Here is a 21,334-nt window from a genome sequence, read left to right as displayed (position 1 = left end):
TCACCTGGGCGGTCAAGCTCCGGCCAGTCGAGGCGTGGCCGAGGGCAGGGCAAGCAGCCTAAACTCCCGTTGTCGGCGCGGTGCTCCGCCCGCCATCGCTCCATTGACGGTGAGATGTTCGAGGCAGAGCTCGTCAAGGAGTACCGGTGAGCCGCTCGACGCTCCATCGCATTGTTCGCGCTGCGCCTGAGCGGGGAAGCAGGCGCGTTGCCTGCCCAGGACGCTGCGTCGCTTTGTTCCCGTCCTCTGTTCGCTGATCTGGAGAAGTACTTGTGACCATGGAAAACCCCGGAGGGGTCACCGCGAAGCTGGCGGTCCTGATCGATGCGGACAACGCCACGCCCACGGTGATCGAGGAGCTGCTGGCTGAGGTCGCCAGGTACGGGACCGCCCACGTCAAGCGTGCCTACGGCGATTGGACGGATCCGCGTCTCAAGGGCTGGAAGGATCGGCTGCTCGCCCAGTCGATCCAGCCCATGCAGCAGTTCGCCTACACCACCGGCAAGAACGCCACCGACGCCGCGATGGTCATCGATGCGATGGACCTGCTGTACACGGGCCGCTTCGACGGGTTCTGCATCGTTTCCTCCGACAGTGACTTCACCCGTCTGGCCGCCCGTATCCGCGAGTCCGGGCTGACCGTGTACGGGTTCGGGGAACGCAAGACGTCCAAGCCGTTCGTCGCGGCCTGCGACAAGTTCATCTACATCGAGAACCTGCGCCCCGGTGCCCGGGCCAGGCCCGTCTCGTCGGCCCCGCCGAGGGGCCTGTCCGATGACGCCGACCTGATCAACCTGCTACGCCGTGCCGTGGAGGCCGCCTCCGACGACGAGGGCTGGGCGAACCTTGCGAGTGTCGGCCACATCGTCACCAAGCAACGCCCTGACTTCGACCCCCGCAACTACGGCTATCCCAAGTTCAGCGACCTGTTCGCCGCCACGGACGCGTTCCAGGTGGAGCGTCGCATGCCCGGCGGTGGAAAGACCGCGGTTGTCTACGCTCGCGACAAGGCCCGGACCGATGCCCTGTAGACGGCGCAACGGACGCCGCTGAATGGTCGCGGTCACACCATCACACCCACTCGGAAACGCCCCTACTCGGCGTCAGGCCTCACCGCTTACGCCCTCAGCGGCGGTGCCTTCCCACAAGAGATCAACTCAGCGGGTTGATTGTCTGCAATCGATGGGCGTCCTGCCTTTCGTGCGTCACGGTCTACGCGGTTTCCAATGGCTTGCCATGGTGAAGCGTCTCGGCGTACGAGAACACGTAGCCGTTGCCCACCTCGACCGGCGCCAGGGCGGCGAGGTCGGAGGAGGCGACGTCGGGGAAGCTCAGTGTGGCCCGGCCCGTCCACAGCTCGGAGAACTCCACACCGCTCACCTCCGACACGACGAGCTGTGACAGCGGCTCCTCCGACGGGAGCCACGCGGGGAAGAACCTGGTGTGCACCAGTGGGACGGTGTGCAGGAGCGGCGGTTCCGCGGCCGTCGACTCCACTGTCACGCTCGCCTCGGCGACCCGCCTGCCGTCGGAGGACAGCGTGGCGTCGAACCGCCCACCGGGCGCGAGCCTTGGTCCTGCGCGCCCCACTCGTACCGGCCGGATCTGGTGGACCTCGCCGAACTGCTTCGGCATGCCCTGGATCCACCCGCGTACGAGCGGCACCGCCTTGTCGACCCACGCGTACGGGCAGCGTGCCAGCCTGCGGCCCCGGTAGGCGCAGGCTATGAGGATCAGGAACTCGGTGAAGCCGCATCGGCCAGGGTCGGCCAGTTCCGCGCCGTCGTCCGAGCACCACTGCCACTCGGCGAACACCGCGGCCGCCGCGCCTGGATCCGGGCCCAGCGTCAATTCCGGCGGGAGGAAGCCCGCCGCCGCGTCCGGGTCCACACGGTAGTCGACCATGATCACGTCTCCGGAGAAGTGCCATGGGGGCTTTGTGATCATGGAGGAACGGCCGGAGGGCGACAGCGGGAGCGTGTATCCGTGCGGCTCTCCTGTCCGCAGGGCGGGCGGGGCGGGGAGTGAGGTGGTCATCGTCCTGGTCCTCTCTTGCCGGGGATGACGTTCCAGACACCGGCCAGGCGCTCGACGGCGCGGGCCAGCCGGCCGGGGTCGTTGAAGCTGTAGGCGAGTCGTACGGCGGACACGGGGTTGCCGCCGTCGTGGCCGAGATCGCCGGGGCTCCGGTCGCCGTTGTGGCCGTCCGGGCGCCGTGCTGGGCGTCGCCCGGGGCCGAAGCGGGAGCCTGCGGCCACGTACACGTCCGCCTGTTCCGCGGCGGTCATCAAGGCGTGTTCGGGGTGGTGCGAGCGCAGCCACACGAAGAAGCCTCCTGCCGGGCGGTCCAGCAGGAAGGCGTCGTTCAGATGGGCGGTGAGCGCGTCCACCAGGGTGTCGCGGCGCTCGCGGAGCCGGTCACGCAGCCAGGTGAGATGGCGGTCGTAGTGCCCTTCTTCCATGAGGGTCGCGACGGCGAGCGAGGCGGTGTGGTTCGGGCAGCCGCCGCTCCTGAACACGCCGTGCCCGGCGAGCCGGTCCACGAGCTCGGGAGCGGCGACCAGCCAGCCGAGGCGGAGGCCGGGGGCGAGGCTCTTGGAGAAGGTGAGCAGCCGGATCACCCCCCGGTGCCGGGCGAGGCTCGCCATCGGAGGCGGCGTGTCCTGGACATCGGAATCGGGCCCCGGCTCCATGCCCAGGGCCTGGTTCAGGAGGAGGTCGGCGTAGGCGTCGTCCTCGACGATCAGGGTTTGGTGGTTCCGAGCCACATCCAGGAGCGCGTGGCGGCGTTCCAGGGGGACGACCAGGCCGGTCGGGTTGTGGAAGGTGGGGTTGAGGTAGGCGAAGGCGACGCGCCCGCGGGTCTCCGCGAGGGCGGCGGCTAGGGCGTACGGGCTCATCCCGTACTCGTCCCCGGCGACCTCGTATGCGCGCAGCCCGCAGTCGGCGAGGATGAGCCGCCCCAGGTCGTAGCAGGACTCGTCCACCAGGACGACGTCGCCGGGGGCGGCCAGGGTGGTGGCGATCAGGTGGAGCGCGTGCGAGGTTCCGGCCGTGACCAGGACGTTCGCGGGATCGCACGGCACGCCGTCCCGCTCACGTACGCGGGCGGCGAGCCGGGTGCGCAGCGGGAGAGCTCCGCGGTCGTCGCCGTAGGCCAGCGCCGCGGAGCCGTAGGCCGCCAGGGAGCCTGCGTACGACGCGGCGAGCAGGTCGGCCGGAAGCAGGCCGGGGTCGAGATAACCGGGGCCGAGGTCGATCACATGGGGCGGGGCGACCGACTGGACGACCCCTTCCCACCACTGCCGTGTGTGGGAGAGCGGGCCGGCGACCTGTACGTAAGGCGTCATGTGGCGGCGAGTACGTGGCGCAGCGCGCGTGTGGCCTCGCTGAGCGGGCCTGCGGAGCGGGCGAGGGCTATCCTCAGCATGCTGTCGCCCTCGGCGGGGTTGGCCCAGTGGAACTTCTGGCAGGGCAGGACGTACACGTTCTGGTCGCTCAGCGCGGACCACACGTCCAGAGCGGAGCGGTCGCCGACGTGCACGCGTTCGACACTGGCCCGGCTGTCGAGGTCGGGGAAGCCGACGCCGGGCAGGTGGGAGAGCTCCTGCCGTACGTGGGCGCGGTTGCCCGCGATGAAGCGGTGCAGATCGGCGAGGCCGCCGTCGGCGGCGTCCTCGGCGAAGCGCTGCACCAGGGCCAGGACCAGCGGCGACGCGCCGAGCAGGATGTCGGAGTAGATCTTCGGGATGGGCAGGCCCAGCTCGGCGGAGAACACCAGCCAGCCGATCTTCAGTTCGAGCGTGGGCCACAGTTTGCCGGTGTCCTCGATGACGACCCAGCGGCACCCGCTGTCCTCCAGCACCCGGTAGTGGTCGTAGTGGCCGCGCGGGTCGAAGCCGCGGAAGGACGTGTCGAGCGCCAGCACCACGTTATGCCGGGCGCACTGCGCGGCGAGCGCGCGTAACCGTTCCTCTGTCAGCACGCGTCCTGTCGGGTTGTTGGGGGTGGTGACGAAGACGCAACGTACGGAGTTCAGCAGGTCGTGATCCAGGTCGCCCTCGTGCAGGCGGTCCTCCTCCAGCGGGACGAGCCGCAGTCCCACGCCGCGAAGGATGTCGGGGATGTTGTCGAAGGTCGGGTGGATCAGCGCGACGGGGCCGCCCTCCCTGACCATTGCCCTGGCGAAGATCTCCATGGCCACGGAGGAGGAATAACAGGCCAGCACGCGGCCGTCGCCGCCCGGGTGACTGTGCTGGCCGAGCAGGCCCAGGTATGCGCGGCAGGCGTCCAGCTCCACCACCTCCGGAGGACTGGCCGCGGTCTTGGCGAAGAGGTTCGGCAGGTCGTCGATGATACGGGCCTGGCCGGGGGTGAGCGCCTGCCTCGCATGGCCGTCGGCCATGTTCAGCCGACTGTTCAACGCCATGAATTCGAATTCAGTGAGATTTCTGGTGGCGGTGTCGGGGAGGGACGCCGTCGCCTGGATTTCCTGCATGACTTTCACCTCACAGTGGGTGTGCCGACAACTTTCACGAGACGCGGAATATGCGGACGACTTTGTTTGCTCCGATGCCGCGCCCGACGGTCTGCGTTTTTCGTTCAGGAGTCAATTACGTTGCCGTTTCTCTTGGGCGGTGAGAGTCTGCCGCCAGCGGATACTCCTTCGGACGGCACGGAAGGACGATGGCGATGGACACCGCGACAGCCGCTGTGGCGGCGAAAAAAGAGGCCGCTTCGCCGAGATCGGCGAAGGTCTGGACCGGGATCGTTTCCGGCGCCGTCGCCGTGCTTTTGCTGGCGTACGCCGGAGGGCCCGGCTATTACGTCGACGAACTCTATTTCCGGGTGGCGGGAGAGCATCTCGCCTGGGGTTACGCCGACCAGCCGCTGCTCGTCCCGCTGCTCTCCTGGGCGCAGATCGCGCTGTTCGGTGACTCGCTGACCGCGATCCGCGTCGTGCCCGCCGTACTGGGCGGTGTGGCGGTGTTCGTCGCGGGGCTGACCGCCAGGGAACTCGGGGCGGGACGCCGGGGGCAGGTGCTGGCCGCCTGCGCGGCGGCCGCGTCGCTGGCCACACTCGCGGCCGGGCACGTCCTGCATCCCACCGCCGTCGACCACCTGGTGTGGGTCACGGCCTGCTGGCTGGTGATCAGGATCATCCGTACCGGCGACCAGCGGCTCTGGCTCGCGGCGGGTGCCGTGGCCGGGGTCGGGCTGCTGGCCAAGTACCTGGTGGTACTGCTCGCCGTCGGGCTGGCGGCCGGGCTGCTGATCGCCGGGCCGAGGCGGATCCTGCTGAGCCGCTGGGCGGCGGGCGGCGCCGCGCTCGCGCTGCTCATCGGGGCTCCAGGGCTGGTGTGGCAGGCGGTGAACGGCTGGCCGCAGCTCACCATGGCCGGCGTGCTCACCTCCGGCGACAGCGGCGTGGTCGACTTCCTGGTGGGGCAGGTGCTGATGATCGGGCCGTTCCTGGCGCCGGTCTGGGTCGCCGGGCTGGTGGCGCTGCTGCGGCGGGCGGAGTGGCGGTCGTACCGGCTGGTCGCGGTGGCCTACCTGGTCATGGTGCCGGTGCTGATGCTGCTCGGGGCCGAACCCCGCTACACCGAGGGCCTGCTGTCGGTGCTGCTGACCGCCGGGTGCGTGCGCGCGGCGACGCCCGCCCGCCGCCTGTGGCTGGGCGTCGCCGCGGTGGTCAACGGGGTGCTCGCCGCGCTGATGGTGCTGCCGGTCCTCCCCGTCTCCACGTACGCGGCCAACCCCGTGCTCGCCGCGCTCGGTGAGGAGCAGTTCGGCCAGACCGGCTGGCCGAGCCTGGCCGCGCAGGTCGCCGCCGTCCACCGGGCGCTGCCCGAATCCGAGCGGCGGCGTGCCGTCGTGTACGCGCAGAACTACGGCGAGGCCGGGGCGCTCGACCGGTACGGTCCGGCGTACGGGCTGCCGCCGGTCTACAGCGGCCACAACTCCTACGCCGGCTTCGGCCGTCCGGCGGACGCCAAGGACGTCGTCATCGCGGTGGGCGTGGACCGGGCGGCGTTCTCGGCGCTGTTCGAGCGGTGCGAGGTGCGCGGGCGGCTGACGTTCGACGTCCCGCACTTCGAGGAGGGCAAGGAACTGCTGGTGTGCGTCGGGCCCCGCAGGCCGTGGTCCTCGATGTGGGACGGGCTGCGGTGGACGGGGACGTTCTGACCGGGTCATGACGGCTCGGCCCTTCGCCGGGACGAACAGGACGAGCGGGACGAGCAGGCACGCGGGCCGTGCGGCGCCGCGAGGATGGCCACGCCACCGGGGAAGCCGGGCATCAGCGCGCGGGACCGGTGGGTGCCGGCCGCGAGTGGCGCCGTCGAGAACGCTTGCGCCAAGGGGAGATCGGTCATCGCGGGCCTCCGTCATGCGGGACGAGCTCCGGGTTCGTACGGGATATCCCGGCGGACCGCCGGCCGAGCGCGCAGGACGGGCCGGTCAGGGCCGTGATCATCAAGAAGGACTCGACGGCGGGTGGACGACGTGGCCAATGGCCGGGACATGCCTCGTTTCGACGAGGGTGACGCCGTCGCGGTCGCCGGAGGCCACCGCGAGATATGACGCGGTCATCCGGCCCGACGTGCCGCCCCCGGCGATGACGACTTTTCTGACCATTCTGCTGCCCTTGTCCGTGCGTAAGATAAGTGAGCGCCGAGAAAACAGGAAACAGCGATTGGCGAGGCGCCCTTTTCAAGGGTGCATGATGCGCCGCGGGGATTCCAGCTCATTGACGCGGTAGCTAAATAGGGCGGTCAGACGGGTCTTCACGCCTGCGGGCACAGACGGTGAGCTGCCGTACGCCGGCCATGTCGCGCGGCTCATGGCGGCTGTATCGGCTCAGTTGGATGGTGATTCGATTCTGAACCCAACCGCAATTGACTCTTCAACGGACGCTGAGTTAGCTTGGGCATGACAGGGGGCTTCGCTACCCGGCGACCTCGGCAACGGCCGGGAGCTGTCCAAACAAACGCGCGTCCCGCGGTCGTTGTGCGTGCTATTTCCGCAGCTCGCGCGCGTCCTGCAGCATCGCGTACGGCAGCGCCCCACCATCATGGCCAAAATCTGCTGAGAAATGGGAGCCGCCGTGCTGCGGATTCATTTCACGGTCGAGGACTTGGCGCGGCTGCGCATGGCGGCGACGCTCGGCCCGGTGACCGAGAGCGTCTTCGCTCTCGACCTGTTCGGGCGCGGCGGTGCCGTGCCCGGCGAATGGCGCAAGGGAGTGCGCGAACGCATGAACGGCGAGGCCGCTCACGTGGAACGGCTGGCCAGAGAACGCCGCCCGGTCGAGGAACTGCTCGACGTGGTGACACACACCCGGTCCGACAGCCAGGCGATCTCGGCGGTGCTCGCGTTCTGCCAGGCCGCGGTCCTGCCCTACTGGGGCCGGGTACGCGGTTACCTGGAACTGGAACGCGAGACGTTCGGGCGCATCACCATCACCAACGGTGTGGAGTGCCTGCTCGACACCCTGCACCCCAAGCTCATGTGGAACCCCCCGGTGCTGGAGGTGCCGCACGACACCGACAGGGACGTGCATCTCGACGGGCGTGGCCTGCTGCTGAGCCCGTCGTTCTTCCTCCAGGTCAAGCACTGCCTGTTCCTGGACAGGGAACAGGAGACCGGCCTGCCGGCCCTGGTCGTGTCGGTCCCGTGGACTCCCGGTGTGCTGACCGAACTCGTCGCCGAGCCCATGACCGCCGACGAAGCGCTCGGCGCGCTGGTCGGGCACACCAGGGCGGCGGCCATGCAGGCGCTCACCAACAGTTGCACCACCGGCGTGCTCTCCGAACGGCTCGGCATCTCGCTGGCCGGCGCGAGCAAACACGCCGCGGTGCTGCGCAAGGCGGGACTCATCACCACCGCGCGCAACCGCAACACGGCCCTGCACACCCTCACGTCCCTGGGTGTGGCGCTGCTGCGCGGCGACTGGCCTCGCCTCCCGGCGCAACTGCAAAACCCCGCGAGCTTCCAACGCAGCTGAAACCCCCCCGCGAGGAGGAACAGTGAGCAACAATCCCTTCGAGAACCCGGACGGCACCTACCACGTGCTCGTCAACGACGAGGGCCAGCACTCGCTCTGGCCGTCCTTCGCCGACGTGCCCAGCGGCTGGAACGTCGTACTGAGCGACACCGACCGGCAAAGCGCGCTCGACTACGTCAATTCCAACTGGATCGACATGCGGCCGAACAGCCTCGTCGCCGCGATGAACGACCCGGCGCAGAAATAGATCATGCTACCGCTGATCGTCCAGGGCGCGGGCGAGCCGGTCTCCGCGTGGATCACGCGGAACGTGCGGGAGATCCGCGACAACCTGCTGGTGAACGGAGCGCTGCTGTTCCGCGGGTTCGACGTCGGTGGCGTCGAGGGCTTCGACGAGGCCGTACGCGCGATGTCGGGAACGCCTCTGGCCTACACGGAGAGATCGTCACCCCGCAGCGTGATCAAGGGCAACGTCTACACCTCGACCGACTATCCGCCCGACGAGGAGATCTTCCTCCACAACGAGAACTCCTACCAGGCCGTGTGGCCCATGGTGTTGTTCTTCCACTGCCTCCAGCCACCCGCCTCGCTGGGCGCGACACCGCTGGCCTCCACCCGTGAGGTGTACGCATCGCTCGACCCCTCGGTGCGCGAGGAGTTCGAGCGGCGCGGCTGGATGGTGGTGCGCAACTATGACGACGACTTCGGCATGCCGTGGCGGGAGGCGTTCAACACCTGCGACCGCGACGAGGTGACCGCGTACTGCAGGCGCAACGGTGTGCGGGCGGAGTGGCTCGACGGCGGCGCGTTGCGCACCAGCGCCGTACGCGACGCCGTGCACCGGCATCCGGTGACGGGCGAGCCCGTCTGGTTCAACCACGCGACGTTCTTCCACGTCACGACGTTGCCGGAGAGCGTACGCGAGGGGCTGCTTGAGGTGTGCGGCGAGGAGAGGCTGCCGAGCAACACCTACTACGGTGACGGCGGCCCCATCCCCGACGAGATCATGGATCATCTGCGCAAGTGCTACCGGGCCGCGTCCCGCCGTTTCGACTACGAACCGGACGACCTGCTGGTCATCGACAACATGCTGACCTCGCACGGGCGCGAGCCCTACGCGGGGAGGCGGAGGATCGCGGTGGCCATGGCCGAGCCATCGTCTAGCCTGGCCGGTTCTCCGGCTCCTGGTACCTGAGCTGCCTGATCCTGGCGGAGATCACCAGCAGGACCAGCAGGTCGGCGAGCAGGCCCGGCACCGCGGAGAACTGGTTCACGATGAATGCGAACACCTGGCCGAACAGGATGTCGGCCAGGATCGCCAGGTTGAGGATCTGGAAGGCGGTCAGGCGGTCGTGCCGCGAGAATCCCAGCATGGCGGCCCCGACCAGGCACAGCACCACTGTGACCGCGGCGGAGGTGGCCAGCCCGATCACCGCTCCCCGCTCGGGCTCGCCCATGAGGGTGGGGCGGTCGTAGGAGTTCTCCAGTACCAGGCCCACGAGTGGGAGCGGTGCGCGTACGACGAGGTAGGCCACCGCGACCACGACCATCGCGGGGTGGCGGATCAGCCGTTCCAACCAGGCCACCGCGCCGCTCGCCCACAACCGCACGCGGCCCACCGCCTCCTTGGGCGGCACCATGCCGAGCAGGCGGACGGTGGCGGCGTCCAGCGGATCGCCGGAGTCCTGCACCAGGCGGATCGCGTTGCGCCGCTGCTCCGCCGTCAGCCCGGAGATCGTGCCGGCGAGGGCGGTGTTCATGGCGTTCGCCGTGCGCTCGGTGCCGGTGTAGGCGGTGCGGGCCTTGAGCCACTGGGCCAGCATCACCAGCGCCGCGAACGTCACATAGATGATCCCCGCGGCGGGCCGGTAGAAGTAGTCGTTGCTCGTGGTCACGAACTTGCCCACCTCATCGGCGAACGTGCCGAACCCCGCCCCGCCGAGCAGCGCCGCCCCCATGCGCGCCCCCTGGCCGAGGAAGGTGAGGGTGACGACCAGCCCGGTCGCCATCAGCAGGCCGCCCCACAGCACGTGCGCGACGTGCAGGTCGCCGCCGCCGAGCCGCGGGTAGCCGGTGCTCGCCAGATAGGTGCGGATGAGCAGCACCGCGCTGATGCCCGCGATGGCGAAGACCTGAAGATGGGTCGCCGCACTGGTGACACGGGCCAATCCTGATCGGCGCACCGATGGACCTCCTTCATGGCGGTGAGATCATCAGTACCTTTTCCTGGGCCTTTTCCATGACGCGGACGCCGCGGGCGGCGCCGACGACGAATTTTTCACCTGAGCCGCCGGACCGGAAATCAGCCGTATCGCGCAAAGGTCCCGCAGCCGACCGGCACGCGCTCGTGCAATGGGCTCGCGCATGCAATTCCTTTGAGTCACGCTATCACACGTCACGGTGACTGCGCTGTTTCACCCCTGGCTCAAACACATTGAACAGCGCGACCACATCCTTGATTCTTGACCACGAGATGTGCTGAGCAACCACGACCGTTGTCAGCGAAGGGAGTGACTTGTGTCAACATTCGAGCTACGCCCGGACGAGGCGGCCGCGATCCTCGATCTGGCGAGCGAACTGGCCCTGCGGCACCCGAGCGTGGAATCAGCGGAATTCCAGGACGTGAGCCGTACCCATGTCGATGAGTTACCGCGCCGACTGCGGGCGGCACTGTACGATTTCCGGCTCTCCGAACCTTCGGGAATCCTCGTGCTGTCCGGTCTCCCCGTCGACGACGACGCAATCGGCCCGACCCCACCCGACTGGCGCAACCAGCCGGAACCGTCATCCACGCTGGTACTGGACATAGCGTTCTTCCTGGTGGCGAGCCTGCTCGGGGATCCGATCGCGTGGGCCACGCAACAGGGCGGGCGCATTATGCACGACGTTTTCCCGATCAAGGGATTCGAGTACGAGCAGATCGGGTGGAGCAGCGAGGAAACGCTCGTCTGGCACACTGAGGACGCTTTCCATCCACTTCGCACCGACTATCTCGGGCTCATGTGCCTGCGCAATCACGATCGTGTGGAAACGACATATGCCGACGTCGGTGACCTGCGCTTCGACGAAGCCACGGAAACCTTGCTCCGTGAGCCTCGCTTTCGCATTCTTCCCGACGATTCGCACCGCCCGGCCAATCGCGTCACAGCACACGACGACGACCCCAGGACCGCTGCCCTGCGGGAACGCGGTTACCGACGCGTCGAGAGCGCGCTGAACGATCCCGAGCCCGGCCCCGTGCTTTTCGGCGCGCCCGACGACCCCTATCTTCGCGCCGATCCCTCGTATATGGCAGGAACACAGGACGAGGCTGATGAGAAAGCACTCGCCGCGCTCGTCTCCGCCGTCGAGGCAGCCATGACAGGAGTCGTTCTCCAGCCTGGCGACATCTGCATCATCGACAATTTCAAGGCCGTGCACGGGCGCAAGCCGTTCCGCGCCAGGTTCGACGGAACCGACCGATGGCTGCGCCGCCTGAACGTCGCCAGGGACCTGCGTAAGTCTCGTGAGTTCCGGCTGGACGCGCGTTCCCGCGTCATCTACTGACCACCCGGATCGAGCTAGGAGTCCCGGACATGGACAACCCGACGGCGCCCGCCCGCGAGAACTCCCCCGCCGTCCACCCCGACCCGGCGAACCCGGCCGACCTGCTCGATCTGTTCGCCGGATGGGTGCGGCGCGACCCCGGGCGGACGGCCGTATCCGTCGCGCCGCCCCCCGGTAGCGGACCGGACGGCAACGGGCGGTACGGCGACGGGCCACCGGGCCACGGATCACTCAGTTACGGTGAGCTCGACGCGCTGGCCGATCGACTCGCCCGCCGCCTGCGCGCGCTCGGCGCGGGCGCCGACACGCTGGTCGCCGTGTACGCGGAACGCGGCCCCGACCTCGTCGTCTCCCTGCTCGGGGTGTTGAAGGCGGGGGCCGCGTACCTGCCGCTCGACCCTGACCTCCCGGCAGGCCGTCTCTCCCTCGTCGTCGGCGACTCCGGTGCCCCCGTCATCGTCACCCAGCGCCACCTGCGTGAACGGTTGCCCGTCACCGCCGCCCAGGTGTTGTGCGCCGACGACGCCCCGGGGCTGGAGCCGGACGAACACCGCGCGCTCGTACGGCCCGCCCGGCGGGAGAACCTGGCGTACGCGATCTACACCTCCGGGTCCACCGGCCGGCCGAAGGGCGTGCTGGTCGAGCGGCGGCAGCTCGCGGCGTACCTGGCCTGCTGCCTGCGCGACTACCCGAGCCTGGCGGGAACCGCCACACTGCACTCGTCGGTGTCGTTCGACCTGTCGGTGACGACGCTGTGGGGGCCGCTCGCGGCGGGCGGACGCGTCCATGTCGCCCCGCTCGACACCGCGTCGGCCCGGCCGACGTTCCTGAAGATCACGCCAAGCCATCTGCCCCTGCTCGACGAGATGCCCGCCGACCGGTCGCCCACGGAAGACCTGGTGATCGGCGGCGAGGCCCTGTACGGCGAGGCACTCGAACGCCTGCGGGCCGCGTGTCCCGCAACAGCGGTGATCAACGAGTACGGCCCCACGGAGACCACGGTCGGCTGCGTGGCCTTCCGCCTCGCCCCCGGCGACCGCTCCCCCGGCGGCCCGGTGCCGATCGGCCGCCCGATGCGCGGCGTCCGCGTCCACCTCCTCGGCCCCGACCTGAGCCCCGTGGGCGAGGGCGAACAGGGCGAGCTGTACGTCGCCGGCTCCGGCGTGGCCCGCGGCTACCACGGCCGCCCCGACGCCACGGCCGAGCGCTTCGTCGCCGACCCCTACGGGCCGCCGGGCGAGCGCATGTACCGTACCGGCGACCTGGCCCGCCTCCTGCCGACCGGCGACCTCGAATACCTCGGCCGTGCCGACGACCAGATCAAGATCCGCGGGCATCGGATCGAGCCGGGCGAGGTCGAGGCCGCGCTGTGCGGCCATCCGGGAGTGGCCGCCGCCGCGGTGACGGCGGCGGACGAGCGCCTGCTGGCGTACGTGGTCCCGGTCCACGAGCCGGGCCCGTCGCCCGAGCACCTGCGCGGGTTCCTCGCGCGCACGCTTCCCGAGTACATGATCCCTTCCGTGTTCGTCTCCCTGGAACGGCTCCCGCTGGCCGCCAGCGGCAAGGTGGACCGGGCCGCGCTGCCCGCGCCCAGCCGGGAGGACGGCGCGGACACCGGCTACACGGCGCCGCGCACCCACGAGGAGCGGGTGATCGCCGAGCTGTGGGCCGAGATGCTGGGGCTGGACCGGGTGGGCGTGAACGACGACTTCTTCACGCTCGGCGGCAACTCGCTGCTGGCCTTCCGCCTCGTCCGGCGTATCCGCGAGGCGCTGGGCACGGACCAGCCCGCCCTCTCCGTCTTCCGCAAACGAACCGTCGAGGCCCTGGCCGCCTCCCTCTCCACGAGCGCCACCGAACCGTCCCGCTCAGGCGGACCTCTGGACACGGAGCGTCCCACGGCGCGACCTGACGGGTCCAAGCCGGACGAAGCACCCTCCCCGAACCGGCCCTCCCCTGGCGGGTCCGACGTCATCGTGCCGCTTCCGTCCGGAGACCCGGCGCCGCTCTCCTTCGCGCAGCGGCGGTTCTGGTTCTTCCACGAGCACGACCCCGAGAGCGTCGAGTACAACGTCCGGTTCGGTTACCGGCTGCGCGGCCCGTTCGACGTCGAGGCGCTGCGTACGGCGCTGGGCGAGCTCATCGCCAGGCACGAGCCCCTGCGCACGGTCATCCGGTCCGTGCGGGGCGAACCGGTCCAGGTCGTACGGCCCCCGGACGACGTCGAGGTGCCGCTCTCGGTCACCGACGTGTCGGGGCTCGGGGAGGAAGAACTCAAGCGGCTGCTCCTGCGGGAGACGACCCGGCCGTTCGACCTGGCCGCCGGGCCGGTGCTGCGCATGACGCTGCTGCGCAAGGCGGCCGACGACCACCTGCTGATGCTGAGCCTGCACCACAGCGTGATCGACGCCCTGTCGATGCGGATTCTGGCCGACGAACTCGGCCTGCTGTACGACGCCGCCAGGCACGGACGGCGCGCCGAGCTGCCGCCGTTGCCGATCCGGTACGCGGACTACGCCGCCTGGCAGCGCGACCGCTGGACCGACGAGCGGTTGGAGAGCCGGCTCGCCTACTGGCGCGAACGGCTCGACGGGATCACCCCGCTCGACCTGCCGGCGGACCGCCCCAGACCGGCCGTCCGCTCGTGGGCGGGGTCGGCGTACCGCTTCACCGTGCCCGCCGAGCTGGTGGCCGCGCTGGAACGGGTGGCGGCACGCAACGACGCGACGTTGTTCATGGCGCTGGTGGCGGCCTGTCAGCTCCTGCTCTCCCGCTACGCGGGACAGAAGGACGTGGCGGTCGGCACCCCGGTGTCGGGCCGCGACCTGCCCGAGTTCGATCCGCTGATCGGTTGCTTCATCAACACGCTGGTGCTGCGCTCGACCGTGGACGAGCACGCCACGTTCGCCGCGCTGCTCGGCGAGGTACGCGAGAACGTGCTGAACGCGTTCGACAACCGGGATGTGCCGTTCGAGCGGCTGGTGAGCGAGTTGGGCGAGGACCGGGACCCGAGCAGGACGCCGCTGGTTCAGGCGATGGTGGCGCTGCAGAACGCCCCGCCCAAGGTGCCGAACTTCGGCGGCGTGCGTACCGAACGGCACGAGCTGCCGCACGTATCGTCGATCTTCGATCTCACGCTGGAGTTCGCCGAGCGGGAGGGCGAGGGCGACGGCGGGCTGGACGCGATGATCGAGTACAGCACGGACCTGTTCGAGCCCGCGACGGCCGAGCGCCTGGCCCGGCATCTGGTCTCGCTGCTGGAGTCCGTGACGGGCGCTCCCGGGCTGCCGATGACCCGTCTGCCGCTGAGCGGTGGCGCGACCGGCGGGCCGGTGACCGGTGCGCCGGGCGACCGGCGTCCCGTGCACGTTCGGTTCGAGGAGTGGGCACGGCGCACGCCGGACGCGGTGGCGGTGGAGTGGCGGGGCGGCCGGCTCACCTACGCCGAGCTGAACGAGCGCGCCGGCAGGCTCGCGGGCCACCTGGGCTCGCTGGGCGTCACACGCGGCGTGCCCGTGGTGGTGTGCATGGAACCGGGTGCGGCGATGGTGACGTCGGTGCTGGCCGTGCTCAAGGCGGGAGCGGCGTACGTACCGCTCGACCCTGGCACGCCACGCGACCGGCTGGCCTACGTGATGGCCGACACGAGGGCGCCGTTCGTGCTGTCCGACGTGGCCCGTGCGGGCGTCCGGGTGGTCCACCCCGGCGACGGCGGGGAGTCCACCGGCGGCGTCATCCCGAGCGTGACACCTGACGACCTGGCGTACGTGATCTACACGTCCGGCTCGTCGGGACGTCCCAAGGGGGTCATGATCGATCATCGAGGGCTGTCGGACCTGTGCACGTGGCATGTGGCGGCCTTCGAGGTGGGACCGCAGGACCGGGCCTCACAGGTGGCCTCGCCGGGATTCGACGCGGCGGTGTGGGAGGTCTGGCCGTACCTGTGCGCGGGCGCGCGAGTGGCCTTCCCGGACCGGGACACGCTCGACGATCCCGACGCACTGGTGGAGTGGTTCGCCGCCGCGGGCACGACGATCTGCTTCCTGCCGACGCCTCGGCTGGAGACCGTGATCGACGTGCCGCAGATCGAGCGTACGAGCCTGCGTACGGTGCTGACCGGCGGGGACGTTCTGCGCCGCCGCCCACGGCCCGGCCTGCCGTTCCGCCTGGTCAACAACTACGGCCCGACGGAGACGACGGTGGTGGCCACGGCAGGCGAGGTCGGCCCCGATGGCGACGGGCTTCCCCCGATCGGCGTGCCGGTGACGGGCAGCGCCGGGTACGTGCTCGACGCCTACGCCAACCCCGTGCCCGTAGGCGTGCCGGGCGAGCTGTACGTGGCCGGTCCCGGCCTGGCCAGGGGGTACCTGAACCGGGCCGACCTGACCGCGGAACGGTTCGTGGCCGACCCCTTCGGGCCCGAGGGCGGGCGCATGTACCGTACCGGCGACCTGGTCCGGCGGCTGCCCGGCGGCGAGCTCGAATACCTGGGCCGCACCGACGACCAGGTGAAGATCCGTGGCATCCGCATGGAGCCGGGCGAGATCGAGGCCGTGCTGCAACGGTCCCCGTCGGTGGGCGGCGCGGTCGTGCTGCCGAACCGCGGGCGCGACCGGCTGACGGCCTACGTCATCCCGTCGGGCCGGGGCGAGCCCGACCCGGAAGGGCTGCGGCGCTTCGCCGCCACTCTCCTGCCCGGCAGCATGGTGCCCGCCACGATCATGGTGTTGCCCGCGTTCCCGCTGACCGTGCGCGGCAAGGTGGACCGGGCCGCGTTGCCCGACCCCGGCGCGCCGGAGCGGGCAGGCACGTACGTGCCGCCGGAGGGCCCGGCGCAACGGGAACTGGCCAGGGTCTGGCGCGAGGTGCTGGACGTCGAGCGAGTGGGCGCGCGGGACTCGTTCTTCGCGCTGGGCGGCGACTCCATCCTCGCCATCCAGACGGTGTCGAAGGCACGCGCCGCCGGTCTGCGGTTCACCTCGCGTGACCTGTTCCGGTGGCAGACGGTCGAGGCGCTCGCCCCACACGTACAGCGGGCCGCCGAGCGTGTGGAGGAGGAGCCGGGCGACGTGACCGCGCCGCTCACCCCGATCCAGCACTTCCTGTACGACCGGTTCACCGTGCCCGGCGTGTTCCAGCAGTACGTGACCGCCGAACTGGACGAGAACGTGGACGCCGACGCGCTCGAATCCGCGGTGCGCGCCCTGGTCGAGCATCACGCGGCACTGCGTACCAGGCTTCGGGCAGGAACGCAGCGGACCGTGGAGGACACCGGACGCCTTCGGCGGGTAACGGTCGGCGGCGACACCCTCGCCTGCGAGATCGAGGCCGCGCACCGGAGCGTCGACGTCGAGAACGGCCCCGCGATGGTGGCCGTTCTGTTCACCGGGGCCGGGCGGCCTCGGTTGCTGTTGAGCGCGCACCACCTCGTCGTGGACGGCGTGTCCTGGCGCGTGCTGCTCGATGACCTGAACACCGCCTACGGCCAGGCGGTCCGGGGCGAGCCGATCGATCTCGGCCCGCGCGGCACGTCGTTCGCGCGGTGGAGCAGGGCGCTGGCCGCCCACGCGGAGACCGGCGCGTTCGACGACGAGAGGCCCCACTGGGCGGACGTCGCCGCGCGCACGACGGCGATCCCCCTGGACCGTGCGGGCGCCGACACCGTGGCCTCGGGACGGCAGGTGACGGCCGCGCTCGACGAGGACGTCACCCGGGCGCTGCTGCGCGACGTCCCCGACGTCTACCACACGGAGATCATCGAGGTGCTGCTCGCCGCGCTGGCCCGCACGGTCACCGACTGGACAGGACACGGGGATCTCGTGCTCGGCATGGAGGGCCACGGCCGGGAGGAGATCATCCCCGACGTCGACCTGTCGCGTACGACCGGCTGGTTCACCACGTACTTCCCGCTGGCGCTGACGATCCGGGACGCTGGCTGGAGTGAGCTGATCAAGGCCGTGAAGGAGCAGGTACGGGCCGTGCCGAAGCGCGGGCTCGGCTACGGCGTGCTGCGTTACCTGCGCGGCATCGTGCCGGACTGCCGTCCCGGGATCTGCTTCAACTACCTGGGCCGCTTCGACCCGCCGACGGGCGGCGGGCTCTACCGTGAGGTCGAGCCGATCGGCCTGTTCCAGGACCCGGGCGACAACCGGCCACACGCGATCGACGTGATCGGCGCGATCCGCGACGGACGGCTCGAACTGACGTGGGAGTACTCGTCAAACCTGCACGACGATGCCACCGTCGAGCGGCTGGCGGCCGATTTCGCCGCGAACGTCACCCGCCTCGTACGCCACTGCGCCGAACCCGACGCGGGCGGCCGTACCCCGTCGGACTACCCGCTGGCGCGCCTGGACCAGGCGGCCGTCGACCGGCTGGCGGGTACGGGCCGCGCCATCGCCGCCGTCTACCCGCTCACGCCCACCCAGAACGGCATGCTGTACGACTGCCTGGCCTCCGGCGACGACCTCTACCTGGCGCAGTTCGAGATGGACGTCGACGACGTGGACGACCCCGAGGCACTGGCCATGGCCTGGCAGGCGGTGGTGGACCATACGCCGATCCTGCGCACGGGCCTGGCGTGGGAAGGTCTCGACACTCCTGTACAGATCGTGCGCCACCAGGCCGGGCTGCCGGTCACGCACCATGACTGGCGGGCTCTGCCGGCGGAGGAGCGGCGGGCCCGGCTGGCCGCACTGCTGGCCGCCGACAGGGCCGAGCCGCTCGACTTCGCCGAGCCGCCGCTGTGCAGGCTGGCGCTCATCCGCGTGTCGGACACCCGCGTCCACGTCGTGTGGACCCTGCACCACGTGCTGCTGGACGGCTGGAGCGTGCACCGGCTGCTGCCCGACGTGCTGTCGGCCCATACCGCGCTGCGCGAAGGCGTCACCTGGCGGCCCGAGCCGCGACGCCCGTTCGGCGACTACGTCGAGTGGCTTCTGTCCAGGGATCCGGCGGCGGACGAGGAGCATTGGCGCGCGGCCCTGGCCGGGTTCACCGCGCCGACGCCGCTCCCCTACGACCGGGTCCCCGCGCCGCGGTATCGGCCGAAGGCGGCCGAGCGCCTGCGTACCGGCCTGCCGTCCGAGGTCACCCGGCGGCTGGCCGCGTTTGCGGGTGAGGGCGGGCTGACGCTCAACACGCTCGTGCAGGGCGCGTGGTCCATCCTGCTGTCGCAGCACGGCGGCGAGCGGGAGGTGTGCTTCGGCGCCACGACGTCGGGCCGGCCGGAAGAGCTGGCCGGAGCCGAGTCCATGATCGGCATCTTCATCCAGACCCTGCCGGTGCGCGTGCTCGTGGACGGCGCGCGGCCGTTGCTGTCCTGGCTGAGCGAGTTGCAGCAGGCTCAGGCGCGGGCGCGCGGGCACGAGGCGGTCTCGCCGGCGCGGATCAGGTCGTGGACCGGGCTGCCGCCGGGCACCTCGCTGTTCGACAGCACGATCGTGTTCGAGAACTACCCGATCGAGGCGCGGGAGGCACGGCTGAGCGGCGTGGACGCCGCCGAGGCGAACGGCTACCCGCTCAGCCTCGTCGTCTACCCGGGCGACGAACTGGAGTTCGTGCTGCTCTACGACCAGGCGCTGTTCGACGAGGCGACCGTGCGGCGGCTGGGCGAAGGTCTGAAGGCCCTGCTGACCCAGATGGCGGCCCAGGCGGGGGCCCGGGCGGGGGCTCAGGTGGGGACGCTGACCGCGCTCGACCCCGGCGAACGACGGCGGACGCTGGCCGAGTGGAACGACACGGCACGCGACTACCCCGGGCGCGCGGTGCACGAGCTGTTCTCCGAGCGGGCGCGTGCCATGCCGGACGCGGTGGCGCTGCGGGGGGACGGCGACCCCATCACCTACGCCGGGCTCGACCGCCGATCGGACGAGCTGGCCCGTGTCCTGTCCGGGGTGGGGGTGCGGCCGGGGTCGCGGGTGGCGATACTGCAGGCGCGTACGGCTGACGCGATCGTCTCGACGCTGGCGGTGCTCAAGGCGGGCGCCGCGTACGTGCCGCTGCACCCCGGCTTCCCGCCGGACCGCCTGCGCTGGATCCTGAACGACACCCGCTCGGCGGCCGTGCTCACCGATTCCGCGATGGCGGACAGGGCGGGTGAGCTCGGCGTGCCCGTCGTCCGGATCGGCGACGAGCCCGCCGCCGACGGCCCGATCCCGGCGAGCACACCGCCCGACCAGCTCGCGTACGTGATGTACACCTCAGGCTCGACCGGCGAGCCCAAGGGCGTCGCGATCACCCACAGGGGCGTCGTCAGCCTGGCCTGGGACAGTCGGTGGCGGTCCGGGCACGAGCGTGTGCTGTTCCATTCTCCGCACGCCTTCGACGCGGCCACGTACGAGATGTGGGCGCCGCTGCTGACCGGCGGCCAGGTCGTGGTGGCCACGGGTGAGCTGGACGCGCAAGGGCTGCGGTCGCTGGTGGCCGAGCACGGCGTGACGGCGACGTTCGTCACGGCCGCGCTGTTCAAGCTGTTCGCCGAGGAGTCGCCGGAGTGCTTCGCCGGGATGCGTGAGGTGCTGGCGGGCGGCGACGCGGTCGCGCCCTCGGCGGTGTCGCGGGTCACGGCCCACTGCCCGGGCACGCGGGTGCACAACGGGTACGGGCCGACGGAGACGACGACGTTCGCCCTCACCGGAGAGCTGACGCCCGAGCTGGCGCGGGCGGGGCTGGCTCCCGTCGGACGGCCGGTGGACAACATCCGTGCCTACGTGCTCGACCACAACCTGTCGCCCGTGCCCGTCGGCGCGCCGGGCGAGCTCTACCTCGCGGGCAGCGGTCTGGCCAGAGGGTACTTCGGCAGGGCCGGGCTGACGGCCGAGCGCTTCGTGGCCGACCCGTACGGGCCGCCCGGCGAGCGCATGTACCGCACGGGCGACCGGGTCAGGTGGACGGCGGACGGCGACCTGCACTTCCTCGGCCGGGTGGACGACCAGGTGAAGATCCGGGGTTTCCGCATCGAGCCGGGCGAGATCGAGTCCGCGCTGCTCGACCGTCCTGGTGTGGCCGAGGCCGTGGTCGTGGCCAGGGAGGGCTCGGGCGGGCGCAAGACGCTGGTCGCGTACGTGGTGCCCGCGGCCGGGCAGAGGCCGCGGGGTGAGGAGCTGGCGAAGGAGCTGGGCGCGCGGCTGCCTGCGTACATGGTGCCGTCGGCGTTCGTGTTCCTGGAGCGGCTGCCGCTCAACCGCAACGGCAAGGTCGACCGCGGCGCGCTGCCCGAGTCGCCGCGCGAGCCCGAGCGCGCGGGCGAGCACGTCGCGCCGCGCAACCCCACGGAGGAGGCGCTGTGCCGCATCTGGGAGCAGGTGCTCGGCCTGGACGAGATCGGCGCGCACGATGACTTCTTCATGCTCGGCGGTGACTCCATCTCAAGTCTGCGGGTGACGTCGCGGATGCGCCCGGCCTTCGGGGTGAGTTTGTCCCCGGCCGACGTGTTCGTGGCGCCGACCGTGGCCGAGCTGTCCGAGCTGGTCCAGGACAGGATCCTGGACCAGCTCGAAGCGGCGGCGCGCGAGTCGTGAACGACTCACCCCTGCGCCGCCGTACCTGCCTGTTGACGTTCCTGCGGCGCCTCTTGGCGTCGTAGGGGCGCGGCGGCTCCGATCGCCCGACGATGTCCTCGCGTCACCGCCTCAAGAATTCGACCGTCTTCGCCGGGGAGGTCATGCCTTTCCCAGCGGTCTTCGGAAAACCGCCCCCGTTGCCGCGCTTTACGACAGCCCTGCACAGGGCGCCCATTTCGCTGGCGGAGCAACCGCTTTTTTGTGCTCGGCGATGGCG

Annotated in this window: 12 protein-coding genes; 7 read left to right on the top strand and 5 right to left on the bottom strand. The window is 70.6% G+C overall.

Features of this window, described 5'->3' with window-relative positions:
* Positions 1–278: 278 nt before the first annotated feature.
* Positions 279–1,031, top strand: a complete 753-nt coding sequence (locus ABZ470_RS17400; protein WP_352016293.1) for an NYN domain-containing protein — start codon at positions 279–281, stop codon at positions 1,029–1,031.
* A gap of 181 nt (positions 1,032–1,212) precedes the next feature.
* Here the strand turns inward: ABZ470_RS17400 and mppR are convergent, their stop codons facing one another.
* From mppR to mppP, 3 genes are read right to left on the bottom strand one after another with little or no spacing between them, the layout of a single operon-like run.
* Positions 1,213–2,037 carry an enduracididine biosynthesis enzyme MppR gene (gene mppR / locus ABZ470_RS17395; protein ID WP_362912107.1) on the bottom strand — a complete coding sequence of 275 codons (825 nt, stop codon included), beginning with the start codon at positions 2,035–2,037 and terminating at the stop codon, positions 1,213–1,215.
* A complete protein-coding gene (locus ABZ470_RS17390; protein WP_362912105.1) occupies positions 2,034–3,350 on the bottom strand; it encodes an aminotransferase class I/II-fold pyridoxal phosphate-dependent enzyme in 1,317 nt (438 codons plus the stop codon). The genes mppR and ABZ470_RS17390 overlap by 4 nt, the downstream gene beginning before the upstream one ends.
* Entirely contained in the window at positions 3,347–4,429 is a 1,083-nt protein-coding gene (gene mppP, locus ABZ470_RS17385; RefSeq protein ID WP_362912103.1) for an enduracididine biosynthesis enzyme MppP, read from the bottom strand. Before mppP ends, ABZ470_RS17390 begins: the two co-directional genes overlap by 4 nt.
* Positions 4,430–4,692: 263 nt before the next feature.
* Here mppP and ABZ470_RS17380 point away from each other — a divergent pair, with 263 nt between their 5' ends.
* Complete coding sequence (locus tag ABZ470_RS17380) at positions 4,693–6,189, top strand: glycosyltransferase family 39 protein (RefSeq protein ID WP_362912101.1); 1,497 nt, start codon at positions 4,693–4,695, stop codon at positions 6,187–6,189.
* A gap of 288 nt (positions 6,190–6,477) precedes the next feature.
* Here the strand turns inward: ABZ470_RS17380 and ABZ470_RS17375 are convergent, their stop codons facing one another.
* Positions 6,478–6,639 carry a tryptophan 7-halogenase gene (locus ABZ470_RS17375; RefSeq protein WP_362912099.1) on the bottom strand — a complete coding sequence of 54 codons (162 nt, stop codon included), beginning with the start codon at positions 6,637–6,639 and terminating at the stop codon, positions 6,478–6,480.
* A 469-nt stretch (positions 6,640–7,108) separates the two neighbouring features.
* Here ABZ470_RS17375 and ABZ470_RS17370 point away from each other — a divergent pair, with 469 nt between their 5' ends.
* From ABZ470_RS17370 to ABZ470_RS17360, 3 genes are read left to right on the top strand one after another with little or no spacing between them, the layout of a single operon-like run.
* Positions 7,109–8,008 carry a winged helix-turn-helix domain-containing protein gene (locus ABZ470_RS17370; protein WP_352016299.1) on the top strand — a complete coding sequence of 300 codons (900 nt, stop codon included), beginning with the start codon at positions 7,109–7,111 and terminating at the stop codon, positions 8,006–8,008.
* Between the two features lie 22 nt (positions 8,009–8,030).
* On the top strand, positions 8,031–8,255 hold the full coding sequence (locus ABZ470_RS17365; RefSeq protein WP_352016300.1) for an MbtH family protein: 225 nt from the start codon (positions 8,031–8,033) through the stop codon (positions 8,253–8,255).
* A 3-nt stretch (positions 8,256–8,258) separates the two neighbouring features.
* A complete protein-coding gene (locus ABZ470_RS17360; RefSeq protein WP_362912097.1) occupies positions 8,259–9,203 on the top strand; it encodes a TauD/TfdA family dioxygenase in 945 nt (314 codons plus the stop codon).
* Here ABZ470_RS17360 and ABZ470_RS17355 read toward each other — a convergent pair.
* Positions 9,169–10,191 carry a hypothetical protein gene (locus tag ABZ470_RS17355; RefSeq protein WP_352016302.1) on the bottom strand — a complete coding sequence of 341 codons (1,023 nt, stop codon included), beginning with the start codon at positions 10,189–10,191 and terminating at the stop codon, positions 9,169–9,171. The genes ABZ470_RS17360 and ABZ470_RS17355 overlap by 35 nt on opposite strands.
* Before the next feature lie 334 nt (positions 10,192–10,525).
* Between ABZ470_RS17355 and gntD the strand changes: the two genes are divergently transcribed.
* Together gntD and ABZ470_RS17345 are read left to right on the top strand one after the other, a co-directional pair.
* On the top strand, positions 10,526–11,554 hold the full coding sequence (gntD, locus tag ABZ470_RS17350) for a guanitoxin biosynthesis L-enduracididine beta-hydroxylase GntD (RefSeq protein WP_362912094.1): 1,029 nt from the start codon (positions 10,526–10,528) through the stop codon (positions 11,552–11,554).
* Between the two features lie 29 nt (positions 11,555–11,583).
* Complete coding sequence (locus ABZ470_RS17345; protein ID WP_362912092.1) at positions 11,584–21,075, top strand: amino acid adenylation domain-containing protein; 9,492 nt, start codon at positions 11,584–11,586, stop codon at positions 21,073–21,075.
* Positions 21,076–21,334 lie beyond the last annotated feature (259 nt).

This window comes from Streptosporangium sp. NPDC020072 (genome assembly GCF_040631445.1).
In the GTDB taxonomy this organism is placed as follows: Bacteria; Actinomycetota; Actinomycetes; order Streptosporangiales; family Streptosporangiaceae; genus Streptosporangium.
Note: the sequence above shows the minus strand (reverse complement) of the source record. Positions and strands in the feature narration are given on the sequence as shown.

Coding starts and splice junctions, on each gene's coding strand:
- ABZ470_RS17400 (WP_352016293.1), top strand. CDS start 279: ATGGAAAACCCCGGAGGGGTCACCGCGAAGCTGGCGGTCCTGATCGAT.
- mppR (WP_362912107.1), bottom strand. CDS start 2,037: ATGACCACCTCACTCCCCGCCCCGCCCGCCCTGCGGACAGGAGAGCCG.
- ABZ470_RS17390 (WP_362912105.1), bottom strand. CDS start 3,350: ATGACGCCTTACGTACAGGTCGCCGGCCCGCTCTCCCACACACGGCAG.
- mppP (WP_362912103.1), bottom strand. CDS start 4,429: ATGGCGTTGAACAGTCGGCTGAACATGGCCGACGGCCATGCGAGGCAG.
- ABZ470_RS17380 (WP_362912101.1), top strand. CDS start 4,693: ATGGACACCGCGACAGCCGCTGTGGCGGCGAAAAAAGAGGCCGCTTCG.
- ABZ470_RS17375 (WP_362912099.1), bottom strand. CDS start 6,639: ATGGTCAGAAAAGTCGTCATCGCCGGGGGCGGCACGTCGGGCCGGATG.
- ABZ470_RS17360 (WP_362912097.1), top strand. CDS start 8,259: ATGCTACCGCTGATCGTCCAGGGCGCGGGCGAGCCGGTCTCCGCGTGG.
- ABZ470_RS17345 (WP_362912092.1), top strand. CDS start 11,584: ATGGACAACCCGACGGCGCCCGCCCGCGAGAACTCCCCCGCCGTCCAC.